Raw genomic sequence first — 23856 nt, 5'->3', positions numbered from 1 at the left:
TGGTAGCCATCAGAACCCGCGGTCGAGACGGTGCCAGGTCTGCTGCCCGCGCACCTCGTCGCGGAACCCGCGGGAGGTCGTGTGCTCGTCGATGACCAGGAACTCGGTGCCGAGGATCGTGGCGAGGTCCTCGACCACCTGCAGCCCCACGGCCGTCGTCATGACGGTGTGGTGGGCGGCGCCGGCGGTGAGCCAGGCCTCGGCGGCGACGGGGAACGAGGGACGGGGCTCCCAGACGGCGCGGCCGACGGGGAGCTTCGGCAGCGCCTCGGTCGGCGGGACCACGTCGACGACGTTCGCGGTGAGGCGGAACCCGTCGCGGGTGTCCGACAGCGCGACCACCACGGCCTCGCCGGAGTCGGCCGTGAAGACCAGACGCACCGGGTCGTCCTTGCCGCCGATGCCGAGCGGGTGGATCTCGAGCGTCGGACGCGACGACGTGAGCGTCGGCGAGACCTCGAGCATGTGCGCACCGAGGATCTTCTCCGCACCGGGGGTGAGGTCGTACGTGTAGTCCTCCATCAGGGAGGCGCCGCCCGGCAGCCCCGCACCCGCGACGTTCATCGCGCGGACCAGCACGGCCGTCTTCCAGTCCCCCTCGGCACCGAAGCCGTAGCCGTCGGCCATCAGGCGCTGCACCGCGAGACCGGGGAGCTGCTTGAGGGTGCCGAGGTCCTCGAAGTTCGTGGTGAACGCGGCGCTGTCGTTCTGCTCGAGCATCGTCCGCAGGCCGAGTTCGATCGCGGCGCCGTCCCGCAGCGCGGCACGGCGCGCGCCACCGTCGCGGAGCTCGTCGACCACGTCGTAGTGCTCGTCGTACACGGCGACGAGCGCGTCGACCTCCTGCTCGCTGACGGCCACCACGGCTGCGGCCAGCTCGTTCACCGCCCAGGTGTTGACCTGCACGCCGAGCTCGATCTCCGCCTCGGTCTTGTCGCCCTCGGTGACGGCGACGTAGCGCATGTTGTCGCCGAACCGGGTGAGCTTCAGGTCGCGGATGGCCGCTGCGCCGGCTGCCGCGCGGCTCCAGTTCGCGACTCGCTGCTGCACGCGCTCGTCGGACACGTGCCCGATCGCCGTCGCGTGCCGGACGCCCATCCGCGCCAGGGCGTAGCCGAACTCACGGTCGCCGTGCGCCGCCTGGTTGAGGTTCATGAAGTCGAAGTCGATGTCCGCCCACGGCAGCGCGACGTTCGCCTGGGTGTGCAGGTGGAGCAGGGGCTTCGTCAGCGCGTTGAGGCCGCCGATCCACATCTTCGCGGGGCTGAAGGTGTGCATCCATGCGGTGACGCCGATCACCCGGTCATCCGCGCTGGCCTCGATCAGGGCACGGCGGATGCCGTCGGCGTCCTTGAGGACCGGCTTCCACACGAGCGTCACCGGCACGTGCGGTGCCAGTTCGGCGTGCACGGCGCGGCTCTGCTCCTCGACCTGGCGGAGGGTCTCCTCGCCGTACAGGCCCTGCGAACCCGTGAGGAACCAGACCTCGTAGCCCGCCAGGGTCTCGGTGGGGTCGACGTGCGTCATCGCAGTGCTCCTTCTGGGTTCTGTCCGTAGACGTTCTGGTATCGGTCGAAGAGTCGATCGATGTCGTCCGGGGCGATCGGCACGACCTCGCCGCCCTGCTTCGCGATGTGCACCGTGCGGGCGACGTCCTCGCACATCACGGCTGCCTTGACGGCGTCCTTCGCGTCGCGGCCGATCGTGAACACGCCGTGGTTCTGCATGAGGACCGCACGGCTCCGGTGACCGCTGAGCGTGTCGACGATGCCGCGGCCGATGGAGTCGTCGCCGATGATCGCGAACGGGCCGACCGGGATCGGTCCGCCGAACTCGTCCGCCATCGCGGTGATGACGCAGGGGATGGGTTCTGCCCTCGCCGCCCATGCGGTCGCGTAGGTGGAGTGGGTGTGCACGACGCCGCCGACCTCCGGCATGTTCCGGTACACGAACGCGTGGGCCGCGGTGTCCGAGCTCGGCCCGTGCGCGTTGCCCCAGCCGTCCGCCGGCACGCCGTCGAGGGTGCAGACGACCTGGTTCTCGGGCGTCAGGTCGTCGCTCGACACCCCGCTCGGCTTGATCACGAAGAGGTCGGTGCCCGGCACGCGCTCGGAGACGTTGCCGCCGGTCCAGATCACGAGTCCGTAGCGGACCAACTCGCCGTGCAGGGAGGCGACGCGCGCACGCGTCGCGGCCACGGCCTCCTGAACGGCGCTGTCGTGGACGCTCGCTTCCGTCATCGGGTCACTTCCTCTGCCTGGAGGCTCGGCTCGGTTCCGGCCGTCGTCTCGAGTTCGTCTGTGGTCGCGTCGTCGTCGCGGGTGGTGGCTGCGACGGCCGCGGCCTGCAGGGGCAGCCCGGACCGGAAACGCCCGAGGTAGGCACGGAAGCCATCGACGTCCCGCTCGTCGGGGTCCGCCACGTGCACGGTGTCCCCCGCGAAGACCCGCTTCTGCAGGTACTCGGTCAGGTCGGCGTCCGAGGCGTGCTCCAGGTACGCCGCGAGGACCGCGATCCCCCACGCGCCGCCCTCGCCAGCGGTCTCCTCGAGCGCGACCGGCACGCGGAGTGCGGCGGCGAGCAGTCGCTGTGGGGCGCCAGGGGTCCGGAAGAGGCCGCCGTGCGCGGTCATCCGGTCGACGCGGACGTCCTCGCCCGCCAGTACGTCCATGCCGATCGCGAGGGTGGCGAACGCGCCCTGCACCTCGGCGCGGACGAGGTTGCCGAGCGTGAACGCACTGCCGGCACCACGGACCAGGAGCGGACGACCGTCCGCGACGTGCGTGACGGGTTCACCCGCCAGGTAGTTGTAGGACAACAGGCCGCCGGCGTCCGGGTCCGCCCCCTCGGCCTCGGCGAGCAGCGTCGCGTAGACGTGGTCGGTGTCGAGCGGACTGCCCGCGGCCTCGGCGAACCGGCCGAACACCCTGGCCCACGCGGCGATCTCGCTCGCGCCGTTGTTGCAGTGCACCATCGCGACGGCGTCGCCCGCGGGGGTCGTGACGACGTCGATCTCCTCGTGCGGGGTCGTCATCGCGTGCTCGAGGACGACCATCGAGAAGATGCTCGTGCCGACGCTGACGTTGCCGGTCCGGGGTGCGACGGCGTTCGTCGCGACCATGCCGGTGCCGGCGTCGCCCTCCGGCGGGCAGAGCGGGACGCCGGGCTCGAGCGTGCCGGTCGGGTCGAGCCACGCGGCGCCCTCGGGGGTGAGTCTGCCGGCGTCCTGCCCGGCGACGAGGACCTCGGGGAGGAGCGCCCTGACGTCCCGGCCGATGAGTCCGTCGGCGGTGCGGAGCATGGCGGCGTCGTAGTCCCTGGTCGCCGGGTCGATGGGGAACGCTCCGGACGCGTCACCGACGCCGAGCACGTTCCGTCCGGTCAGCCGGCGGTGGACGTACCCGGCGAGGGTGGTGATGCCGGCGACCTCGGCGACGTGGGGCTCCTCGTCGAGGACCGCCTGGTACAGGTGCGCGACCGACCAGCGGAGCGGGATGGTGAACGACAGGGCCTCGCTGAGCGCGGCGGCCGCCGGGCCGGTCGAGGTGTTGCGCCACGTGCGGAACGGCACGAGGAGCTCCCCGGACGCGTCGAACGCCAGGTAGCCGTGCATCATCGCGGACACCCCGAGGGCACGGAAGGTGGTGGGCCGGACGCCGAACCGTTCCTCGACGTCGGAGACCAGGGCGGCGTAGGCGGCGCGGAGTCCGGTCTCGACGTCGTCGAGGGAGTAGGTCCAGCGCCCGTCGACGAAGGCGTTCTCCCACTCGTGGTCGCCGCTGGCGATGGGGACGAGGTCCTCGTCGATCAGGCACGCCTTGATGCGGGTCGATCCGAGCTCGATCCCGATTGTCGTACGCCCGTCCTGGACCTGGTGTCTGCGGTCGTCGCTCATGGTTCCCTCCCGAGACCTCGTCGTCCGTTCGTGAGCGCTCACATCCTGGCACGTGAGCGCTCACTCTCGCAATCCCGTCGTGCCGTGCGCGCTCTCGCCGCCCTTCCCCGACGCCCCGGCACGCCCCGGCACGCCCCCTACCCCCCTGCCGCCCTTGCCCCCCCCTGCCGCCCTGGCCGCCCTTGCCGCCCTTGCCGCCCTTGCCGCCCCTACCCCCTGCCGCCCGACTGGTCACAACACCCCGCGCGTGGCACGCCGACTGGCGGAGATCTGTCGCTCGGCGGTGATCCATCCGACGTGTTGCGACCATCCGGCAGAACTGAGCGGGGTGTCGTGGCCGGTCGCCAACGAGACGGGAGGCCGGGGCCGGGCGCGTCAGGCGCATCAGGCGCGGCGGGCGCGTCAGGCGCGGGCGGGGCCGGGCGCGGGCGCGTCAGGCGCGGCGGGCGGGCGTCAGGCGGGGCGGGGGCGCGCGCGTCAGGCGCCGAGGGTGCTCTCGCGGAGGACGAGGGACGGGATCACGACGGCGGACTCCGGCGCGGCGCCGTCGATCAGGTCGAGCAGTGACCGCCCGGCGACCCGACCGAGCTCCTCGAGGCGCAGGTCCACCGTCGTCAGCGGCGGACGACTCGCGAGCGCCATCACGTCCCAGTCGTCGAACCCGGTGACGGCGACGTCGTCGGGCACGGACCGCCCGGCCTCGCGCAGCCGATCGCACACGCCCCGCGCGATCTGGTCACTGCCGCACACGATCGAGTCGACGTCGTCGTCCCCGCGGAGCAGGACGTCGGCAGCCTGGCGTCCCCAGCGCTCGGACCACTCGCCGTACATCGGCGGCACCACGAGCCGGGAGCCGAGCACTTCCGACGCCCCGGAGACACGACTCGACGCCGAGTGGTGTCGCGCCGGACCGGTGACGATCGCGACCCGCCGGCGGCCGATCGTCACGAGGTGGGACGCGACGAGTCCGGCACCGTGCGCGTCGTCGACCGTCACGGACACGTCAGCCGGGTCGGTCGACGGGGTGAACGCGTAGACGACGGGGATCGACACGTCGATCGGGGGCCGCGCATCGGCCGAGCGCCCGGTGACGATGATGCCGTCGACGCCCCGCGCGACGAGCGAGCGGAGGTAGTGCGATTCCCGGACGTGGTCGTCACGGGTGTCGCAGAGCAGCACGGCCATCTGCCCGGCGGAGAGGACGTCCTCGGCTCCGAGGAGCACCGGGATCGAGAACCGGCCGAACGAGTCCGTGGTGATCATCCCGACGGTGTAGGTCCGCCCGGAGGACAGCGCCCGCGCCCGGGCGTCCCCGACGAACCCGAGCTTGTCGGCGGCTTCCTTCACCCGTTCTCGGGTGGAGTCGCGGAGCTGCCCGGTCCCGTTGAGGGCCTTCGACGCGGTGCCGATCGACACCCCGGCGAGCGCCGCGACGTCGGTGATCCGCGCTGGACGTTCCAGAGTCACGGCAATCCCCTTTCCGGATCGGCAGCGAGATCACGATCATACGATCATCTCAGCAAGTCGGTCTTGCGCACCACCGGGACCTGTCGTAGCGTCACGCTCCAGAAACCGTTTTCCGCACGATGTCGACGATGACCACCAGGAGACGACATGACCACAACGCTCGCGACCGAGCACCGCGCACGCACCGCGACCCCGGTCCTCCCGACCGCCGACGCGCACCTCGCCTTCCGCCCGCTGCCGTCCGGCGACGCCCGGATCACCGGGGGCTTCTGGGCGCTCCGGCAGGAGCGGAACGGCGCCGACGCCATCCGCGACGGGTACCGCCAGCTCGAGGCAGCCGGGAACTTCCGGAACCTCCGCATCGCCGCGGGGACGGAGTCCGGCGACGTCGTCGGCCCGATCTTCATGGACTCGGACGTCTACAAGTGGCTCGAGGCGGTGGCGTGGGAGCTCGGTCGAGCCCCCGCCGAGGACCTCAGAGCCCTGCAGCAGGAGGTCACCGCGCTCGTCGCGGCGGCCCAGGCGGACGACGGCTACATCGACTCCGTCCAGCAGGTCCGCTTCGACGGCGCCCGCTACACGGACCTCAAGTGGAGCCACGAGATGTACTGCGCCGGGCACCTCATGCAGGCAGCGGTCGCACAGTCCCGCGCGACGGGCGACACCGCGCTGCTCGACGTCGCGACGAAGAACGCCGACCACCTCGTGCGGACGTTCGGCGACGGGGACGGTCAGGCACGCGACATCGACGGCCACCCCGTCGTCGAGATGGGGCTCGTCGAGCTGTACCGCGAGACCGGCACCCGCGCATACCTGGACCTGGCGCACTGGTTCGTCGACGCCCGCGGGCACGGCATCATCGAGCGAGCAGGCGGCGAGCCGACGTACTTCTCCGACCGGGTCCCGAGCCGGACGGCCACCACGGTGGAGGGGCACGCCGTCCGCGCCGTGTACCTGGCCGCCGGCGCCGTGGACGTCGCGATCGAGACCGGCGACGCCGAGCTCCTCGCCGCGAGCGAGCGCCAGTTCGCGGACATGATGGCGACGAAGGCGTTCATCACGGGCGGCCTCGGTGCCCGGTGGGACTGGGAGGCGTTCGGCGACCCGTACGAGCTCCCCACCGACCGCGGCTACGCCGAGACCTGCGCGGCGATCGGCGGGATCCAGTGGGCATGGCGGCTGCTCCTCGCGACCGGCAAGCCCGAGTACGCGGACGCCGTCGAGCGCCTGCTGTACAACGCGTTCCTGCCCGGTGTGAGCCTCGCGGGCACCGAGTACTTCTACGTCAACCCACTCCAGCACCGGGACCACGCGCACGCGGACGAGAACCGCTCCCCCGCGCACGGCCGCCGTGGCTGGTTCGACTGCGCGTGCTGCCCGCCGAACATCATGCGGACGTTCGCGAGCCTCGACGGGTACCTGGCGACGGCGACCGAGGGCGGCCTGCAGGTGCACCAGTACGCGACCGCCGACCTCGGCCCGGTCACGATCGAGACCGGGTACCCGCACGACGGAGCCGTCCGCGTCACCGTGACCGAGGACGGCCCGCTCGCCCTCGGTCTGCGGATCCCGGCGTGGTCCGACACGACGACGGTCGCCGTCGACGGCGAGACGCAGCACCCGGAGCCCGGGACCCTGCACACGATCGAGCGCGCGTGGCACGCCGGCGACACCGTCGAGATCGCCTTCGACACGAGCCCGCACCGCTTCGTCGCCGACGCGCGCATCGACGCGGCACGCGGACAGGTCGCCATCGAGCGGGGCCCGCTCGTCTACGCGGTCGAGCAGCCCGACCAGGACGGCTTCACCGTCGACGACCTGACGATCGGCGCCGACGCCGCGATCACCGAGGACGCGCGCGACGACCTCCTCGACGGGATCGTCACGCTGCGCATCCCGGCGCACGCGCCGGCGGAGCACGCGCAGGCAGCCTGGCCCTACCGCCGTCTCGGTACCGCGACCCGGTCGGGAGGCCCGGATGCGGCCCGCGCCGCGACCGGCGTCGACGACGCGACGGCCGGCGGCGGGGCCGACCCCGGCCTCCCGTCCGACGCATCCGACGCATCCGACACGTCCGTGACGGCCGTGACGGCCGTCGCCATCCCGTACTACGCCTGGGCCAACCGCGGCGCCGTCCCGATGCGGGTGTGGCTCCCGCTGAACGCCCGGTGACGTCGTGGACCGCAGAGGGTTCCTCGTCGGCGGCCTCGCCGGCGGGGCCGCACTCGCCCTGGCTGGATGCTCCGGCACCCTGCCGCAGGTCGACGCCCAGGTCGCCGGCTTCGGCCAGAAGGCGACGGGCACCGTCCACGTCTGGTGTCGCGCAGCGACCCAAGCCGGCCTGACCAGCGCGGTCGCCGGCTTCAACAAGAGCCACCCGGACCTGCAGGTCGAACTGACCCCGGTGCCGGACGGCCAGTACGTGACGAAGCTCGCGACCGCCATCCGCGGCGGCGAGCCGCCGGACGTCGTCGACCTCGACGACATCAACTCGCAGCTGTTCATCTTCCGCGAGGCGTTCGCCGACCTGACCGACGTCGTCAAGGGGCTCGACTACTACGACGAGCTCTCGACCGGGCACCTCCGTCTGCTGGAGTACCGCGACCGGCTCTACGGACTGCCGTACCTGGCGGACAACTCGCAGCTGTTCGTGAACACCGAGCTGTTCGACCGCGCCGGGCTCGACGTGGAGGAGTCCACGAAGGACCTCGCCACCCTGCTCGACGCGGCGAAGCGCCTCCGGAAGCTCGGCGACGACGTCTACGGGTGGACGATCTCCGGCAACGCCGCGGGGATCATCGGGTTCGTCACGCAGCCGCACGTCTGGGCAACCGGCGTCGACATGATGTCCGGCGAGGTCGGGAAGCAGCAGGCGAACATCACGGGCAACACCGCCCTCGAGCAGATGCTCGAGTTCTACCGGCAGCTCTGGAAGGACGGCGTGCTCAGCCGCGCGACGTACTCCGACGCGGGGACCACGTGGGGCGCTGACTTCCGGGCGGGCAAGGTCGGGATCATGCCGACCTCGTACGGTGCGGCCGTGCCAGCGGCGACGAAGGCGATGCGCGCGAAGATGCAGACGGTGCTCATCCCGAGCGCCGACGGCCGGCGGTCGTTCTTCGACGGCGGCGACAACATGTGCATCCCGAACGGCGCCGCGAACCCGTCGGGCGGCTGGGCGTTCATGCAGTACGCGAACTCGCTCGAGCAGCAGCAGCTGCTGCCGAACGGCGGGTACTTCCCCACCAGGGCGGACGCCGCGACGCCCGCGTACCGGAAGCAGTTCCCGCTGGCGTACGGTCCGCTCGACGCCATCGACAAGGGCTACGCACCGCAGACCCTCGCCTACAACCTGCTCGTCAACCAGCCGTCGTCGCCGTACTTCGCGATGTTCCGCGAGGCCGTGTTCGGCGCCGGCGTCTCGGCTGCGATGCGGACCGCGCAGTCCGACTACCAGCGCATCCTCGACCAGGTCCAGGCCTGACCGCCCCTTCTCCGTCCCGCTCCGCTCCGTCCTGCTCCGCTCTGCACAGTGAGGTGCATGCCATGTCGACCATCTCCGCTCGGCGTTCGTCCGTCGGACGCCGCCCGATCGGCCGGGGCCGTGCCCCGTCCCGGAACTCGCTCACCCACCCGCCACGCACGGGTGCGCTGCTCGTCACGCCGGCGATCGCGTTCGTCGCCGTGTTCGTGCTGGCGCCACTGCTCTTCGCGCTCTACATCTCGTTCACGAACTGGCCGCTGATCGGCCCGTACCGGTTCATCGGCCTGCAGAACTACGCGACGCTGTTCCAGGACCCGACGTTCGTGCACGCGATCGGCTACACGCTGCTGTACACGGCGATCGTCACCGTGCCGATCCTGGTGCTCGGGTACTTCCTCGCGGTGCTCGTCCGCGCACGGCGACGTGGCTCGACGGTGCTGCGGACGGTGTTCTTCCTGCCGTACGTGGTCGGGCTGACGACCCTGAGCTTCATGCTCGTGCTCGAGGCGCAGCCGACCTCCGGCGCCGTCAACATGGTCCTGCGCTGGCTGCACATCACCGACGGCACGACCGCCTGGCTGGTGAACGGCCCGCTCGCGACGGTGCTCATCTGCGTGCTCGTCGTCTGGGCGGTCTCCGGCCTGACGATGGTGCTCCTGATGTCGGCGATGCAGGGCGTCCCGGACGAGGTCTACGAGTCGGCGCAGCTCGAGGGCGCGTCGTGGTGGCAGACCGAACGGATGATCACGTTCCCGATGATCCGGCCGACGGTCGCGCTGAGCGTGATCATCTCGGTCATCGGGTCCCTGCTCGCGTTCAACCAGTTCTACATCCTGACGCAGGGCGGCCCCGGCACCGAGACCACGACCATCGTCAACGCCATCTACAACCGCGGGTTCGTGAACCTGCAGCTCGGCGCCGCGACCGCGGAGTCGATCGCACTGGTGGTCGTCATCGCGGCCGTCACGCTGTTCCAGTTCTGGGCACTCCGAGAGAAGGACTGACGCCATGAGCACCACGACCACCCGTGCGGCCGCTCCCGGTCCCGACCTGTCGACCCGCACGCTGACCACGACCCCCGGCGGACGCCGTCGACACCACCAGGGCAGCGTGCAGCACCCCCGCGACACCGCGGTGAAACGCACGCTCTACGCCATCGCGGGCATCGGCTCCGCACTGGTGTTCGGCGTCCCGCTCATCTGGTCGATCCTCCGGGCGTTCCAGTCCGAGGCCGTGATCACCTCGGCCCCAGACCCCGCCACGTTCTTCCGGCTGGGCTGGGAGAACTTCGCGGCCGTGTTCGGGTCGTCGTCCCACCTGCTGACCGGCCTGCTGAACTCGGTGATCGTGTCGGTGTGCACGGCCGTCCTGACCGCCGTGCTCGCGACGATGGCCGGCTACGGGTTCGCACGCTTCCGGTTCCGCGGGTCCGGCCTGGTGTTCGGCCTGGTGCTCCTGACGATGATGGTGCCGTTCCAGGCCATCCTGACGCCGCTGTACCTCGAGATGAACGCGATGGGGCTGACCAACTCGCTGCTCGGGCTGGTGCTGTTCTACACGACGGTGAACCTGCCGTTCGGGGTCTTCGTGATGCGCAACGCGTTCGAGTCGATCCCGCCGGACCTCGAGGACTCCGCGTTCGTCGACGGGGCGTCCCGCTTCCGGGTCGTCGTGTCGGTGCTCCGTCCGCTGCTCCTCCCCGGGGCGGCGACCGCGGCGCTGTACGCGTTCCTGGCGTCGTGGACGGAGTTCCTCGGTGCGCTGACGTTCCTCACCAAGGACTCGCTGTACACGCTGCCCGTCGCACTGCTCAACCTGCAGACGGGTGCCTACGGGCAGGTGTCGTACGGCAACCTCGTGGCGGGGTCGGTCGTGGCGATGATCCCGTGCATCGCGCTCTACGTCGGCCTGCAGCGGTTCTACGTCGCCGGTTTGTCGTCAGGAGCACTCAAGGGCTAGATCCCTGGCCGGGCCGGGCGGGGCCGCACGGCTCAGGCGCTCCTGCGCACCACCAGCGACGGCTGGAGCAGGATCTCGTCGAGCGGCTCGCCCTCCACCAGGGACCTGACGGTCGCCAGCACCTGCTCCCCCATCGCCCGGAAGTCCTGCCGCACGGTGGTCAGCGGCGGCGTGAAGTGTGCCGCCTCCGGGATGTCGTCGAAGCCCACGACGGCGATGTCGTCCGGCACCCGCAGCCCGTCGTCGGCGAACGCGTGCAGGACGCCGAGCGCCATCTGGTCGTTCCCGCAGAACACCGCGTCGACGGCCGTCGTGTCGAGGGACCGCGCGGCCGCGAACCCGCTCGCCGGGGTCCAGTCGCCGTCGAGGACGACCGGGTCGAGACCGGCCGACTCCATCAGGCGCACGTAGGTCGCGCGGCGCACCTGGGCTTCTTGCGAGACGGTCGGTCCGGTGATGTGCACGATCCGTCGGTGTCCCCGGTCGAACAGGTGCCGCATCGCCATCGAGGCACCGGCGACCTGGTCGATCGCGACCGCGGCGACGGCAGCGGTCATGGGGCCGACCGTCGGCGCGTCACGCTGGACGGCGTTCGAGACGACGACCGGCACCGGGACCGGGACGGCCAGCGACGCGAGGGCGTCGAGCACCCGGTTGTCGGCGGCGACGAGCACGATCGCGGCGACGTCCTGCGCCAGGAGCGTCGCGAGCGCCCCCGACAGGTCGGACGGCCGTGGGTCCTCCGGCAGGGTCGAGAGCAGCACGTGGTAGCCGGCGTGCCGGGCCGCGCGTTCGAAGCCGATCGCGGTGCTCGACGGTCCGTAGAGCGCGTCGCCCGCCGTCACCAGTCCGAGGGCCTTGCTGCGCCCGCCGGCGAGCGCGCGAGCCGCAGCACGCGGGCGGTACCCGAGCTCGGCGATGGCCGTGGTCACACGGGACCGGAAGCCGTCGCGGACGGTCGGATCGCCGTTGATCACCCGGGAGACGGTCTGGTGTGAGACCCCTGCGCGCTCGGCGACGTCGAAGATCGTCGGGGCCTTGCGCCCCTTGCCGCTCGCGGCCGTGGTGGTCGTCACCCGGACACCGTACCGCGCAGTGCGGCGATCACGACCACATCGCGAATCGGTCACGAAGAGTTGACAGGGCGGTACACAACGCCCAGTATGTGAGCGCTCACTCAGAGCAGACACCGGCAGTGCAGCCGTGTGGCACACCGAGCGCGTCGATGACGACGCGAGAGGAACAAGAGGTACTTCGATGATGAAGCGCAGGATCGTCGCGGGCGTCGCAGCCCTCGGCATCGCCATCGCCCTGGCCGGTTGCTCGGCCGGCGGACGCGCCTCCACCGACAACGGGGGCAGCAGCAGCGACAACAAGGGCGCCCTCGTCGGCGTCGCCATGCCGACCAAGGTCTCCGAGCGCTGGATCAAGGACGGGAACGCCGTCAAGGCCGACCTGGAGAAGGCCGGCTACAAGGTCGACCTGGAGTACGCGGACAACAAGATCCCGCAGCAGGTCCAGCAGGTCAGCAACATGATCACGAAGGGCGCGAAGGTCCTCATCGTCGCGTCCATCGACGGCGGGTCGCTCTCCGACCAGCTCGACGCCGCCGCGAAGGCCGGCATCAAGGTGATCTCGTACGACCGCCTGCTCACCGGCAACAAGAACGTCGACTACTACGTGTCGTTCGACAACGAGAAGGTCGGTGTCGACCAGGCGAACTCGCTGCTGACCGGCCTCGGTGTCCTCGACGCCGACGGCAAGAAGACCGGTGAGAAGGGCCCGTTCAACATCGAGGTCTTCGCCGGTTCACCCGACGACAACAACGCCACGTTCTTCTTCAACGGCGCGATGAAGACGCTCAAGCCGTACCTCGACGACGGCACGCTGAAGATCGGCTCCGGCCAGGACGGCTTCACGCAGGCCGCCACGCTGCAGTGGGACCCGGCGACCGCCAAGGCCCGCATGCAGAACCTCATCGCGAAGTCGTACTCGGGCGGCACCACGCTGAACGGCGTGCTCTCCCCGTACGACGGCATGTCGATCGGCATCATCTCGGCGCTCCAGGGCGCCGGCTACGGCACGTCCGACCGTCCGCTCCCGACCATCACCGGTCAGGACGCCGAGCAGGCGTCGGTGAAGTCGATCATCGCCGGTCAGCAGTACTCGACGATCTACAAGGACACCCGCCAGCTCGCCGAGAAGTCGGCGTCGATGGCCGAGGACCTGCTCTCCGGCAAGAAGCCGAAGGTCAACGACACGACGACGTACGACAACAAGGTGAAGGTCGTCCCGACCTTCCTCTTCCAGCCGACCGTGGTGACCAAGGAGAACTACCAGAAGGTCCTCGTGGACTCGGGGTACTACTCCGAAGCCGACCTCAAGTAGGTCGCGACCATCTGACGGACAGGAGGCTCGGTGCCAGACCGCGCCGAGCCTCCTGTCCGTCTCCACTCGCGCGCACCGCGCGCACTACGGAAGGCGGTCGACGTGACGGACACCATCCTCGAGATGCGTGACATCACCAAGACGTTCCCCGGCGTCAAGGCCCTGCAGGGGGTCTCGATCGAGGTCGAGCGCGGCCAGGTCCACGCGATCTGCGGCGAGAACGGCGCCGGCAAGTCCACGCTCATGAAGGTCCTGTCCGGGGTCTACCCCGCAGGCACGTTCGAGGGCGAGATCCTGCTCGACGGGTCCCCCGTGTCGTTCTCGAGCATCAACGACTCCGAGGCATCGGGCGTCGTGATCATCCACCAGGAACTCGCGCTCAGCCCGTTCCTGTCGATCGCGGAGAACATCTTCCTCGGCAACGAGCGGTCGTCAGGCGGTTTCATCGACTGGAACAAGACGAACCTCGAGGCCGCCGCGCTCCTGGAGCGCGTCGGGCTGAAGGACAACCCGGTCACGAAGATCGTCGACATCGGAGTCGGCAAGCAGCAGCTCGTCGAGATCGCGAAGGCGCTCTCGAAGCGCGTGAAGCTGCTCATCCTCGACGAGCCGACGGCGGCGCTCAACGACGACGACTCGGCGCACCTGCTCGACCTCATCCGGTCACTGCAGGCCGAGGGCATGACGGCGATCATCATCAGCCACAAGCTCAACGAGATCAAGGCGATCGCGGACAAGGTCACGATCATCCGTGACGGCCAGACGATCGAGACGCTCGACATGCACGGAGGCGAGGTCTCCGAGGACCGGATCATCCGCGGCATGGTCGGTCGCGACCTGTCGAACCGCTACCCGGAGCACGAGTCGCACGTCGGCGAGGAGCTCCTGCGGATCGAGGACTGGACCGTCCACCACCCGCTCGACGCGTCCCGCGAGATCATCCACCAGGCGAGCCTCAACGTCCGCGAGGGCGAGATCGTCGGCATCGCCGGACTCATGGGTGCCGGGCGGACCGAGCTCGCGATGAGCGTCTTCGGCCACTCGTACGGCACCGGGATCAGCGGCACCGTGTACAAGCGCGGCGAACCGATCAAGACCCACACGGTGTCGCAGGCGATCGACCACGGCATCGCCTACGCGACCGAGGACCGGAAGCGCTACGGCCTGAACCTGCTGGACGACATCAAGCGGAACATCTCCGGCTCCGCACTCGGCAAGCTCGCCGAGTGGGGCTTCGTGAACGGCTCGCAGGAGACCACGGTCGCCCGGCAGTTCCTGAAGAACCTGAACATCAAGGCGCCGAACGTCAACGTCGTCACGGGCAAGCTCTCCGGCGGGAACCAGCAGAAGGTCGTCCTGTCGAAGTGGATGTACGCCGACCCCGACGTGCTCATCCTCGACGAGCCGACCAGAGGCATCGACGTCGGCGCGAAGTACGAGATCTACACGATCATCAACGCGCTCGCGGACCAGGGCAAGGGGATCATCGTGATCTCCTCCGAGCTCCCGGAACTGCTCGGCATCTGCGACCGCATCTACACGCTCTCCGAGGGCACCATCACGGCCGACGTCCCCCGCGCGGAGGCGACGCCGGAGGTCCTCATGCAGTACATGACCCAGGAACGGGAGACCCCTGTCAATGAACGCGCTTAAGTCCGCCGCCGGCTACCTCACCGGGCAGCTCCGACAGATCGGCCTGTTCATCGCGCTGATCGTCATCGTCATCTTCTTCCAGGTGACGACGGGCGGGATCACCCTCGCCCCGATCAACGTCTCGAACCTGATCGTCCAGAACAGCTACATCCTGATCCTCGCGATCGGCATGGTGATGGTCATCATCGCCGGCCACATCGACCTGTCCGTCGGGTCCGTCGTCGCCTTCACCGGGGCGATGGCCGGCGTCATGATCACGCAGTGGCACGTGCCGTGGCCCGTCGCGGTCGTGCTCTGCCTGGTCATCGGCGCCCTCGTCGGCGCGTGGCAGGGATTCTGGATCGCGTACTTCGGGATCCCGGCGTTCATCGTCACGCTCGCCGGCATGCTCGCGTTCCGCGGTGCCGCGCAGATCGCCCTGCAGAACCAGCAGATCTCGCCGTTCCCCGAGGGCTTCCGCTCACTCGGCTCCGGCTTCCTGCCGGCGTTCGGCAGCTCCGGCTACGAACCGCTGACGATGATCCTCGGCATCGTCGCCGCCGCGGTCCTCGTCCTCACGGCGTTCCGCGGTCGGGCGACGCGTCGCAAGTACCAGCTCGAGGACGAGCCGTTCGCCTGGTTCCTGACGAAGCTCGTGTTCACGGTCGCGCTCGTCATGTACGTCGCGCTGCTCCTCGCGAGCTACAACGGCACCCCGATCGTGCTCGTCATCCTCGGTGTGCTCGTCGTCGTGTACTCGCTCGTGATGCGGAGCGCGGTGTTCGGCCGGCACATCTACGCGATCGGCGGCAACGCCCTCGCCGCGCAGCTGTCCGGTGTGAAGACGAAGCGCGTGACCTTCCTGCTGTTCGTCAACATGGGCGTGATCTCGGCGCTCGCGGGCGTGGTGTTCACGGGGCAGCTCAACCTGGCGTCGCCGAGCGCCGGCAACGGCTTCGAGCTCGACGCCATCGCCGCGGTGTTCATCGGTGGCGCGGCGGTCACGGGCGGTATCGGCACCGTGCCCGGCGCCATCGTCGGTGGTCTCATCATCGGGATCCTGAACAACGGCATGTCGATCCTCGGCGTCGGGACGGAGTTCCAGTCGCTCATCAAGGGCCTGGTGCTGCTCGCCGCCGTCGCGTTCGACGTGTTCAACAAGCGTCGAGCCGCGTCCGCGCGCAAGTAGCGGACCTCCCCCGCTTCCGCCTCCCGCGCTTCCGCCCCCCCGCTTCCGCGAAAGCGACAGATTCCCGCTGGACATCAGCGGGAATCTGTCGCTTTCGCGGTGTGGAGTGAGGGGCACGCGCGGGTCAGGCGCGGGTCAGGACGGCCCAGCCGGCGGACGGGAGGCGCACGGTCCCGTCCGCCACGGCACCACCGCCCGCCTCCACCTGCGTCGCGTCGGCCACGGGCAGCTCGACGGGGTCGTCCGACAGGTTCAGGGCGGTCACCACGACGGCGTCCGCCGTCGCCGTGCGGAGCACGAGAGCGGTGTTGGTCAGGTGCACGACGTCGGTGTGCGCCCGGTGCAGCCAGGGGTTCCGACGCCGGAGGGCGACGAGGGCCTCGTACGTGTGCGTCGTCGCGTCCGGTGCCGGCGGGGCGTCGGGGAACGCCGGGCGGACGGCATCGTCGCCGCCGACCCGTTCCTCCTTCACCCCGGTCCACCCGTACTCGTCGCCCGCCCAGACGATCGGCGTGCCCGCCACCGTGAACAGGACCGCAGCGGCGTGCCCGACGAACCGGTCCCCCACGGCGCTCGCGATGCGCGTGACGTCGTGGTTGCCGACGAAGGTGGTCGGGACGAAGGTCTCGAGGAGCGCGACGTGTCGTTCGAGTGCGTGCGCCAGCTCGTGGCAGTTCCGGTCGGCGATGCCGTGCCAGATGCCCTGCCAGAGCTCGTACTGCGTGGTTGAGTCCATCGTCGACGCGCGGACGATCGCCGCCGCGTCGCCGTGGATCACCTCACCGCTGAACCACGCCTCCGGGAAGCGCTCGCGCACGCGCGGCAGGACCCGCGCCCAGAACTCCGGCGGCACCGCGTACGCCGCGTCGAGCCGCCACCCGTCGACCCCGCGGCCGAGCCAGTGCGCCATCACCTCGACGACGAGGTCCTCGGTCTCGCGGCTGCCGTGGTCGAGTGCGACGAGGATGTCGTGCCCCTCGAAGAGCCCCACCGGCACCGGGTCGCCGGGGTTCCACCCGGTCCAGTCGATCCCGAACAGCGATGCCGACTCCGCGGCGGGACCGTCCGCCTCGATCGCCCGGAAGGCGGGGTGGTCCCGTCCCACGTGGTTGAACACCCCATCGAGCAGGACCCGGATCCCGCGCTCGTGCGCAGCGGACACCAGCCGGTCGAAGTCGTCGTCGTCGTCGTCGCCGAGTCTCGGGTCGATCCGGAAGTGGTCCACGGTGTCGTAGCCGTGCGTCGAGCTCTGGAACACCGGGCCGAGCAGCAGTCCGTTCAGCCCGAGACCGACCACGTGGTCGAGCCAGCCCGTGATCCGGTCGAGCCGGTGGTCCACGGGGCGGTCGGCCACGGGCGTCTCCGGGCGGACGTCCGCTCCCACGAAGCCGAGCGGGTAGACGTGCCACCACATGACGTGCGCGACCCAGTCCGGCTCGGGCGGGAGGGACGGGACGGTGTCGGTGCTCACCGCCACGATCGTGCCAGCCGGACCTGTGCTGTGTACGGAACCGGACACGGGGACGAGGATGGCTGGCATGGGACGAGCGATCAGGACCGCGGCGGACGCCGATCGGGTGGAGTCGGCACAGGCCGAGAAGACCTGCGCCGCATGCGGCCGCCGGATGCCCTCGTCAGCAGCACCCGAGGCGAAGTGGTGCTCGGCTGCCTGCCGGAAGCACGGCGTCGACGCCACCGACCGCGCACTCGAGCAACGCATCGACGAGCTGCTCGCCGCCCGGGCCCGGACGTCGAGCATCTGCCCGTCAGAAGTGGCCCGTTCCCTCGACCCGGACGACTGGCGCGACCTCATGGAGCCGGCACGTCGGGCGGCTCGTCGCATGGTGGCGAGGGGCGAGGTCGAGATCACCCAGGGCGGGAACGTCGTGGATCCGTCGACGGCGAAGGGGCCGATCCGGATCCGTCGTCCGCAGTGAGGGAACACCGGCAACCCGACAGCTGTTGACGACGACGATGACTTCCGTCGAGACCACACCGTCCGCCGACCACCGCCGCGCACTCGTCGTGGGGGCGAGCGGCATCACCGGCTCCGCCCTCGTCGCGCAGCTCACCCGCGAAGGGTGGGACGTCGCCGCGCTCTCGCGGCGTGCCGGCACGCGTGACGGGGTCCGCGGTGTCGCCGCCGACCTCCGTGACGCGGATGCCCTGCGCGCTGCGCTCGCCGACGAACGTCCGACGCACGTGTTCTTCACCGCGTGGCAACGGCAGGCGACCGAGGCGGAGAACATCGCGGTCAACGGTGGCATGGTCCGTGACCTGCTCGCCGCGCTCGACCACGCCCCGCTCGAACACGTCGCCCTGGTCACCGGGCTGAAGCACTACCTCGGCCCGTTCGAGGCCTACGCCGCTGGTGCGATGCCCGACACGCCCTTCCACGAGGAGGAGCCACGGCTCGACACCCCGAACTTCTACTACGCGCAAGAGGACGAACTCTTCGCAGCGGCCGAGCGGCAGGGCTTCACCTGGTCCGTGCACCGTTCGCACACCGTCATCGGCCACGCGGTCGGTAACGCCATGAACATGGGGCTCACGCTGGCGGTCCAGGCGACCATCGCGAAGGAGCTCGACCTCGACTTCGTGTTCCCCGGCAGCGAGGCGCAGTGGAACGGCCTCACCGACATGACCGACGCTGGTGTCCTCGCCGAGCAGATGGTCTGGGCGTCGACGGATCCCGCGGGCGCCGACGAGGCGTTCAACATCGTCAACGGCGACGTCTTCCGGTGGCGGTGGATGTGGCCGCGGCTCGCCGAACACCTCGGGGTGGACCCGGCGCGGGTCGTCGGCTACGAGGACGCGCCGCGACCGCTCGAACAGCAGATGGCGCCGTACGAGTCGTCGTGGGCGGGCATCGCCGAGCGGCACGGCCTCGTGGAACCAGACATCTCGCGACTCGCCTCGTGGTGGCACACCGACGCCGACCTCGGCCGCGCGATGGAGGTCGTCACCGACATGGGCAAGAGCCGCGAGGCCGGGTTCACCGCCTACCGCCGCACCGAGCGGGCGTTCGCGGACCTCTTCGCCCGCTACCGCGCCGAGCGACTGATCCCCTGACCAGCCCGCGGGACCCTGGCCCGCGTCAGAACGCGTACCGGATCCGGCACGACGGCAGGTGCTCGGCGACGAGTTCCCGGAAGCGCTCGACGAGCTGCGCCTTCGTGCCGGACCGGTAGCGGACGTTCACGGCACCGTTCTGCGACACCTTGGACTCCTGCAGGTCCGGGCGCCACAGGAGTTCCTCGCCCTTCGGGTGCCACCCGAGGTTGACCTCGTGGAGCTGCTCGTTGTGGGTCAGGAAGATCACCTCGGCCGCGAGCTGCGCCTTGGCCCGCGGGGACAGGACGTCGTCGACCTCGCGCAGGAGTGCCGCCCAGTCCTGCTCCCACGTCGGGGTGACGATGACCGGCGAGAAGTTGAGGTGGACCTCGTACCCGGCGTCGACGAAGTCGTCGACCGCGCGGATCCGTTCGGACACCGGCGACGTCCGGATGTCGACGAGCTTCGCGGTGTCGTGCGGCATGAGCGAGAACCGGATCCGGGTGCGCCCCATCGGGTCCCAGTCGAGCAGCTCGCGGTTCACGTACTTCGTCGCGAAGGACGCCTTCGCCGTCGGCGTCATCCGGAACAGGTCGCAGAGGTCCCGCACGTTGTCGCCGATCAGGGCGTCGACGGAACAGTCGCTGTTCTCACCGATGTCGTAGACCCACGCATCGGCGTCGCACTGGTTCGGCTCGGCCTTCGGCCCCTGCTTGTGGACGTGCCGGGCGACGTGCTTCGTGATCTGCTCGATGTTCGCGAAGACGGTGACCGGGTTGCTGTACCCCTTGCGCCGCGGTACGTAGCAGTACGAGCACGCCATCGCGCAGCCGTTCGCCGTGGACGGGGCGATGAAGTCCGCGGAGCGCCCGTTCGGACGGGTGACGAGCGACTTCTTCACGCCGAGCACGAGGGCCTCGGTCTTGATGCGCACCCAGCGCTGGACGTTGCGTTCGTCGCCGTGTACCTCGGGGATGTTCCAGTGCGAGGCCACCGGGACGATCTCGGCATCGGGCCAGCGGCCGACGACCTCGACGCCGCGGGGCAGTTCGAGGGCAGCGGGCTCGGCGTAGATCCGTCGGACGTCGAGCAGCGGGCGTGCACGGGGAGCGGTCATCGCACCCTGTCTACCGGAGACCCCCGACGGTGCAGACTCGGGGCATGAGCGAACCCGACGAGCACTTCTTCGTCGTCGACGGCCGACGCTGGCGCCGGACGGACCCGGCACTCCCGGAGGACGTCGCGGCGGCGCTCCGCTCGCACCTGGGTCGTGGGCGGAACGCCGTCAAGCAGGCGAAGCGGTCCGGAGACGACGACGCGCTCGCAGCCGCTCGGCACCGGAACGGCATCGCCAAGCACGGCCTCGGTGAACGCGGGCCGGAATGGTGGGAGCGCCAGGAGGCCGACCGGATCGCGGACGCCAAGCGGGCACTCGCCGAACTCGACGCCCTCGACCCCTGACGCGCGATCCGTCCCATCACACCCGCCCTGGAAAGCCGAAAGGCGCGTCGGGCGTCGGAAGAACCGACCTCCTACGCGCGATTCGACTCACCACGCGGGATTCGACTCAGGCCTCGGTGTGGCCGAGATCCGGCTCGACGCGCAGGCAGACCGAGCGCGACGCGGCCGCGTGCAACTCGAACACGACGACCTCGTTCCGCCCGGCACGCAGCACGGGTCCTGGTACGGCGAGCGTGTGCTGCGGGCCGCGGGACCAGTACCGGCCGAGGCAGAACCCGTTCACCCACGCCACGCCCTTCCGGAACCCGGGGAGCGACAGGTACCGGTCCCCCGCCTCGGCGAGGTCGAACGTCCCGAGCGCGAACACCGGCCCAGCGAGCAGGTCGCCGTCGGGCGCCCCCTCGTCCGTCGGCCGGATCGCGCGCAGCGCCTCGAGCGCGGCGTCCGGGAGCGGGTCGAGCGCGAGCGGTGACGCCGTCCAGCGTTCCAGGAGGGCACCGTCGATGCGCACACCCCCGATCAGGCCCTTCGGCTCACCGATGCGCGGCCCGTAGTCGACGCGGCCCTGGTCCTCGACGAGGAGCTCCAGCGTCCCGGAGCCCGGCGGGAGCGCGATGGCGCGGTCGTGGTGCTCGCGTTCCAGGACACCGACCGGACGACCGGCGATGCTGACGAGGACGCGGTCGCGCACCTCCTCCCCGACGGTGAGCACACCGCCGACTGGCAGGTCGACCTCGGTCCGGTACAGCACGAAGCCCGAGGCGGCACCGAGTGCGTCGAACGTGGGAGGGGTGTCGTGCGTGGTCCACGACGCGAGGTGCGGCAGCAGCGTCCCCATGGCGGTGGACCGATCGAGTCGGACGGCGACGTCCGTGGCGGGGGTGCGCCGAGCCTCCAGGCCGGACCCACCCGGCTGCATCCACTCCGGCAGCTCCGGGACGGGCGCGTAGCGCTCGATGACCGCGCGGAAGGCGTGGAACTTCGACGTCGGTCGCCCGGCCTCGTCGAGCGGCGCGTCGTAGTCGTAGGACGTCGCGATCGGCCGGTACACGCCCTTGTCGTTCGCGCCGTTCGTGAAGCCGAAGTTCGTGCCGCCGTGGAACATGTAGATGTTCACCGAGCCGCCGGCGGCGAGGAGCACGTCGAGGTCCTCGGCGCTCGCGGCGGCGGAGGTCGTGTGGTGGTGCTCACCCCAGCTGTCGAACCAGCCGTCCCAGAACTCGGAGCACATCAGCGGCCCGGTCGGCTGGGCCTGCCGGAGCCGTTCCAGGCGCGACGCCGAGCGGGATCCGAACGAGCCGGTCTTGTGCAGCGACGGCAGCGACCCGTCCTCGAGCATGGTGCCCATCGGCTGGTCGACGCTCGTGAACGGGACGGTGAGCCCGATGTCGCGGTGCATCTGCTCGAGCTTCGTCAGGTAGACGGGATCGGACCCGTAGGCGCCGTACTCGTTCTCGACCTGCACGAGCACGATCGGCCCGCCGTGGTCGATCTGGCGGGGCACGAGCACCGGAGCGAGGGCGTCGAGGTAGTCCTGCACCGCCGTGAGGAACTGCGGCTCGTCACGGCGGACGCCGACGGTGCCGTCGGTGAACAGCCAGTACGGCAGGCCGCCGTTGGTCCACTCGGCGCAGATGTACGGGCCCGGGCGGACGATGGCGTGCATGCCCTCGGCGGCGACGAGGTCGAGGAACCGGCCGAGGTCGAGGCCGCCGGTCAGGTCGAAGACGTCGGGTGACGGTGCGTGCGCGTTCCAGGCGACGTAGGTCTCGATGGTGTTGAGGCCCATCAGCCTGGCCTTGTGGATCCGGTCCGCCCACAGGTCGGGGTGCACGCGGAAGTAGTGGATCGCGCCGGAGAGGACCCGGTGCGGCTCGCCGTCGAGCAGGAAGTCGGTGTCGCCGATGGCGAAGCGCATGGTGTGACTCCTTCAGAGAGCGGGGCCGCGCGGACAGCCGTCCGCGCGGCCCCGGGTGGGGGTTGCTGGCGCTACTTGGTCGAGACCGTGAAGCCCTGCTGCTTGCCGTACTTCACGAGCGCATCCTGCCAGGCCTGCAGCCCGGACTCGAGGGACGTGCCCTTCTCGTACGACTGACCGACGGTGTCCGCGTAGACGCTGTTCGCGTACACCTGGTACGGCAGGTAGGTGAAGTCGTTGTCGGACGACTTCGACGCGTCGACGAGGACCTCGTTGATCTTCTGCCCGCCGAAGTAGGACGGCTCCTCGTTGAGGAACGACGACGACTCCAGGTCGGCGGTGGTCGACGGGAAGCCACCGGACTCCATGAAGACCTTCGTGGACTCCTTGGACGAGTTCAGCCACTTCAGGAACCCTGCTGCGAGGGCCGGGTTCTTCGACTGCTTCATGACGACCTCGGCGCTGCCACCGTTGTTCGCCGTGACGGCCTTCGAGCCGTCGTACGTCGGCATCGGAGCCACACGCCAGTCACCGGACGCGTCGGCGACGCTCGCCTCGAGGTTGCCCGGCATCCACGCGCCCGTGATGAGCGTGGCGATCTGCCCGTTGCCGAGCTGCTTGTACCAGTCGTCGGTCCAGCCGACCGTCTTCGACAGCAGGCCCTTCTCGACGAGCTCGTTCCAGGTGCTCGTCCACTTCTTCGTCCCGGCGTCGGCGAGGTCGATCGTGACCTTGTCGCCCTTCGTGGTGAACGGCGTGCCACCGGCCTGGGCGATCATGCTCGTGGTGAAGCCGGCGTCGCCGGAGTCCGCGGTGATGTAGGCGTTCGGGTCGGCGGCGTGCAGCTTCTCGGCCGCGGCGACGTACTCGTCCCAGGTCTTCGGCACGGCGATGCCGTGCTCGTCGAACACCTTCTTGTTGTAGAACAACGCCATGGGCCCGGAGTCCTGCGGGAGGCCGTAGACCTTGTCGCCGCTGGTGACCGAGCTCCACGTGCTGGCCGCGAACTTGCTCTTCAGGTCACCGAAGCCGTAGCCCGACAGGTCGAGGAGCGAGTCCGACAGCGAGAACTGCGGGATGGCGTAGTACTCGACCTGCGCGACGTCGGGGGCACCGGAGCCTGCCTTGATCGTGTTCTGCAGCTTCGTGTACTGGTCGGCACCGGTGCCGGCGTTCACGAGCTTGACCGTCACCTTGGGGTACTGCTTCTCGAAGGCGGCGACCTGGGCCTTCGCGGACGGGGTCCACGACCAGTAGGTCAGCGTCCCGCCCTTCGCGAGCGCCGAGTCGATGTCCGACGACGACCCGCCGGCGGAGGAACCGCCGGAGGCGCAGGCCGCCAGGGCGATGGCGGCGGTGACGCCGATGGCGAGGGCGCTCAGCCCGCGCCGGATGCGCTTGTGCATGCG

19 protein-coding genes are annotated in these 23856 nt (G+C 70.2%); 10 read left to right on the top strand and 9 right to left on the bottom strand.

Annotation, left to right across the window (positions count from 1 at the left end; all coding sequences use genetic code 11):
* Nucleotides 1-9 precede the first annotated feature (9 nt).
* The 4 genes from araA to ACEN9V_RS16900 form a co-directional block, all read right to left on the bottom strand.
* Nucleotides 10-1527 (bottom strand): L-arabinose isomerase, encoded by a 1518-nt coding sequence (gene araA, locus ACEN9V_RS16915; RefSeq protein ID WP_413601287.1) that lies wholly within the window; start codon nt 1525-1527, stop codon nt 10-12.
* Nucleotides 1524-2240: an L-ribulose-5-phosphate 4-epimerase gene (locus ACEN9V_RS16910; RefSeq protein WP_281265370.1), complete on the bottom strand. Its 717-nt coding sequence runs from the start codon at nt 2238-2240 to the stop codon at nt 1524-1526. Before ACEN9V_RS16910 ends, araA begins: the two co-directional genes overlap by 4 nt.
* Complete coding sequence (locus ACEN9V_RS16905) at nt 2237-3895, bottom strand: xylulokinase (RefSeq protein WP_413601286.1); 1659 nt, start codon at nt 3893-3895, stop codon at nt 2237-2239. The genes ACEN9V_RS16910 and ACEN9V_RS16905 overlap by 4 nt, the downstream gene beginning before the upstream one ends.
* A gap of 477 nt (nt 3896-4372) precedes the next feature.
* A complete protein-coding gene (locus ACEN9V_RS16900) occupies nt 4373-5362 on the bottom strand; it encodes a LacI family DNA-binding transcriptional regulator (protein ID WP_413601285.1) in 990 nt (329 codons plus the stop codon).
* A 147-nt stretch (nt 5363-5509) separates the two neighbouring features.
* Here ACEN9V_RS16900 and ACEN9V_RS16895 point away from each other — a divergent pair, with 147 nt between their 5' ends.
* From ACEN9V_RS16895 to ACEN9V_RS16880, 4 genes are all read left to right on the top strand, one after another.
* The gene (locus ACEN9V_RS16895) at nt 5510-7534 is read left to right on the top strand and encodes a glycoside hydrolase family 127 protein (protein ID WP_413601284.1); all 2025 of its coding nucleotides are present in this window, start codon (nt 5510-5512) and stop codon (nt 7532-7534) included.
* Nucleotides 7535-7538: 4 nt separating this feature from the next.
* Nucleotides 7539-8846 (top strand): ABC transporter substrate-binding protein, encoded by a 1308-nt coding sequence (locus ACEN9V_RS16890; RefSeq protein WP_413601283.1) that lies wholly within the window; start codon nt 7539-7541, stop codon nt 8844-8846.
* A gap of 62 nt (nt 8847-8908) precedes the next feature.
* Entirely contained in the window at nt 8909-9850 is a 942-nt protein-coding gene (locus ACEN9V_RS16885) for a carbohydrate ABC transporter permease (protein ID WP_413601282.1), read from the top strand.
* Between the two features lie 4 nt (nt 9851-9854).
* Complete coding sequence (locus ACEN9V_RS16880) at nt 9855-10805, top strand: carbohydrate ABC transporter permease (RefSeq protein WP_402729360.1); 951 nt, start codon at nt 9855-9857, stop codon at nt 10803-10805.
* A 32-nt stretch (nt 10806-10837) separates the two neighbouring features.
* Here ACEN9V_RS16880 and ACEN9V_RS16875 read toward each other — a convergent pair whose 3' ends face one another.
* Complete coding sequence (locus ACEN9V_RS16875; RefSeq protein ID WP_413601281.1) at nt 10838-11881, bottom strand: substrate-binding domain-containing protein; 1044 nt, start codon at nt 11879-11881, stop codon at nt 10838-10840.
* A gap of 181 nt (nt 11882-12062) precedes the next feature.
* Here ACEN9V_RS16875 and chvE point away from each other — a divergent pair, with 181 nt between their 5' ends.
* From chvE to mmsB, 3 genes are all read left to right on the top strand, one after another.
* Nucleotides 12063-13193, top strand: coding sequence for a multiple monosaccharide ABC transporter substrate-binding protein (gene chvE, locus ACEN9V_RS16870; RefSeq protein ID WP_413601280.1), 1131 nt, complete (start codon nt 12063-12065; stop codon nt 13191-13193).
* Between the two features lie 123 nt (nt 13194-13316).
* Nucleotides 13317-14846: a multiple monosaccharide ABC transporter ATP-binding protein gene (gene mmsA / locus ACEN9V_RS16865; RefSeq protein ID WP_402729710.1), complete on the top strand. Its 1530-nt coding sequence runs from the start codon at nt 13317-13319 to the stop codon at nt 14844-14846.
* Nucleotides 14833-16014 carry a multiple monosaccharide ABC transporter permease gene (gene mmsB / locus ACEN9V_RS16860; RefSeq protein ID WP_402729358.1) on the top strand — a complete coding sequence of 394 codons (1182 nt, stop codon included), beginning with the start codon at nt 14833-14835 and terminating at the stop codon, nt 16012-16014. Before mmsA ends, mmsB begins: the two co-directional genes overlap by 14 nt.
* 124 nt (nt 16015-16138) lie before the next feature.
* On the opposite strand, the gene ACEN9V_RS16855 is transcribed toward mmsB, so the two are convergent.
* Nucleotides 16139-17485, bottom strand: a complete 1347-nt coding sequence (locus ACEN9V_RS16855) for an alpha-amylase family glycosyl hydrolase (protein WP_413601279.1) — start codon at nt 17483-17485, stop codon at nt 16139-16141.
* A gap of 67 nt (nt 17486-17552) precedes the next feature.
* Between ACEN9V_RS16855 and ACEN9V_RS16850 the strand changes: the two genes are divergently transcribed.
* Both ACEN9V_RS16850 and ACEN9V_RS16845 read left to right on the top strand, forming a co-directional pair.
* A complete protein-coding gene (locus ACEN9V_RS16850) occupies nt 17553-17951 on the top strand; it encodes a DUF3253 domain-containing protein (protein ID WP_413601278.1) in 399 nt (132 codons plus the stop codon).
* A gap of 37 nt (nt 17952-17988) precedes the next feature.
* On the top strand, nt 17989-19086 hold the full coding sequence (locus ACEN9V_RS16845; protein ID WP_413601277.1) for an SDR family oxidoreductase: 1098 nt from the start codon (nt 17989-17991) through the stop codon (nt 19084-19086).
* A 25-nt stretch (nt 19087-19111) separates the two neighbouring features.
* Here ACEN9V_RS16845 and ACEN9V_RS16840 read toward each other — a convergent pair whose 3' ends face one another.
* Nucleotides 19112-20185 carry a spore photoproduct lyase family protein gene (locus tag ACEN9V_RS16840; protein ID WP_413601276.1) on the bottom strand — a complete coding sequence of 358 codons (1074 nt, stop codon included), beginning with the start codon at nt 20183-20185 and terminating at the stop codon, nt 19112-19114.
* Nucleotides 20186-20229: 44 nt separating this feature from the next.
* Here ACEN9V_RS16840 and ACEN9V_RS16835 point away from each other — a divergent pair, with 44 nt between their 5' ends.
* Complete coding sequence (locus ACEN9V_RS16835) at nt 20230-20529, top strand: biopolymer transporter Tol (protein WP_413601275.1); 300 nt, start codon at nt 20230-20232, stop codon at nt 20527-20529.
* A 106-nt stretch (nt 20530-20635) separates the two neighbouring features.
* Here ACEN9V_RS16835 and ACEN9V_RS16830 read toward each other — a convergent pair whose 3' ends face one another.
* Nucleotides 20636-22447: a glycoside hydrolase family 35 protein gene (locus ACEN9V_RS16830; RefSeq protein ID WP_413601274.1), complete on the bottom strand. Its 1812-nt coding sequence runs from the start codon at nt 22445-22447 to the stop codon at nt 20636-20638.
* A gap of 71 nt (nt 22448-22518) precedes the next feature.
* The gene (locus ACEN9V_RS16825) at nt 22519-23853 is read right to left on the bottom strand and encodes an ABC transporter substrate-binding protein (protein ID WP_413601273.1); all 1335 of its coding nucleotides are present in this window, start codon (nt 23851-23853) and stop codon (nt 22519-22521) included.
* Nucleotides 23854-23856 lie beyond the last annotated feature (3 nt).

Origin of the sequence: Curtobacterium sp. Curtsp57 (genome assembly GCF_047324335.1) — a bacterium.
Lineage (GTDB): Bacteria > Actinomycetota > Actinomycetes > Actinomycetales > Microbacteriaceae > Curtobacterium.
This window is presented reverse-complemented; position numbering and strand designations above follow the sequence as displayed.

What these genes read in the sequence shown, in the direction of transcription:
- ACEN9V_RS16905 (WP_413601286.1), bottom strand. Translation starts at nt 3,895, where the DNA reads ATGAGCGACGACCGCAGACACCAGGTCCAGGACGGGCGTACGACAATC.
- araA (WP_413601287.1), bottom strand. Translation starts at nt 1,527, where the DNA reads ATGACGCACGTCGACCCCACCGAGACCCTGGCGGGCTACGAGGTCTGG.
- ACEN9V_RS16845 (WP_413601277.1), top strand. Translation starts at nt 17,989, where the DNA reads ATGACTTCCGTCGAGACCACACCGTCCGCCGACCACCGCCGCGCACTC.
- ACEN9V_RS16830 (WP_413601274.1), bottom strand. Translation starts at nt 22,447, where the DNA reads ATGCGCTTCGCCATCGGCGACACCGACTTCCTGCTCGACGGCGAGCCG.
- ACEN9V_RS16850 (WP_413601278.1), top strand. Translation starts at nt 17,553, where the DNA reads ATGGGACGAGCGATCAGGACCGCGGCGGACGCCGATCGGGTGGAGTCG.
- ACEN9V_RS16825 (WP_413601273.1), bottom strand. Translation starts at nt 23,853, where the DNA reads ATGCACAAGCGCATCCGGCGCGGGCTGAGCGCCCTCGCCATCGGCGTC.
- ACEN9V_RS16895 (WP_413601284.1), top strand. Translation starts at nt 5,510, where the DNA reads ATGACCACAACGCTCGCGACCGAGCACCGCGCACGCACCGCGACCCCG.
- chvE (WP_413601280.1), top strand. Translation starts at nt 12,063, where the DNA reads ATGATGAAGCGCAGGATCGTCGCGGGCGTCGCAGCCCTCGGCATCGCC.
- mmsB (WP_402729358.1), top strand. Translation starts at nt 14,833, where the DNA reads ATGAACGCGCTTAAGTCCGCCGCCGGCTACCTCACCGGGCAGCTCCGA.
- ACEN9V_RS16835 (WP_413601275.1), top strand. Translation starts at nt 20,230, where the DNA reads ATGAGCGAACCCGACGAGCACTTCTTCGTCGTCGACGGCCGACGCTGG.
- mmsA (WP_402729710.1), top strand. Translation starts at nt 13,317, where the DNA reads ATGCGTGACATCACCAAGACGTTCCCCGGCGTCAAGGCCCTGCAGGGG.
- ACEN9V_RS16885 (WP_413601282.1), top strand. Translation starts at nt 8,909, where the DNA reads ATGTCGACCATCTCCGCTCGGCGTTCGTCCGTCGGACGCCGCCCGATC.
- ACEN9V_RS16880 (WP_402729360.1), top strand. Translation starts at nt 9,855, where the DNA reads ATGAGCACCACGACCACCCGTGCGGCCGCTCCCGGTCCCGACCTGTCG.
- ACEN9V_RS16840 (WP_413601276.1), bottom strand. Translation starts at nt 20,185, where the DNA reads ATGACCGCTCCCCGTGCACGCCCGCTGCTCGACGTCCGACGGATCTAC.
- ACEN9V_RS16910 (WP_281265370.1), bottom strand. Translation starts at nt 2,240, where the DNA reads ATGACGGAAGCGAGCGTCCACGACAGCGCCGTTCAGGAGGCCGTGGCC.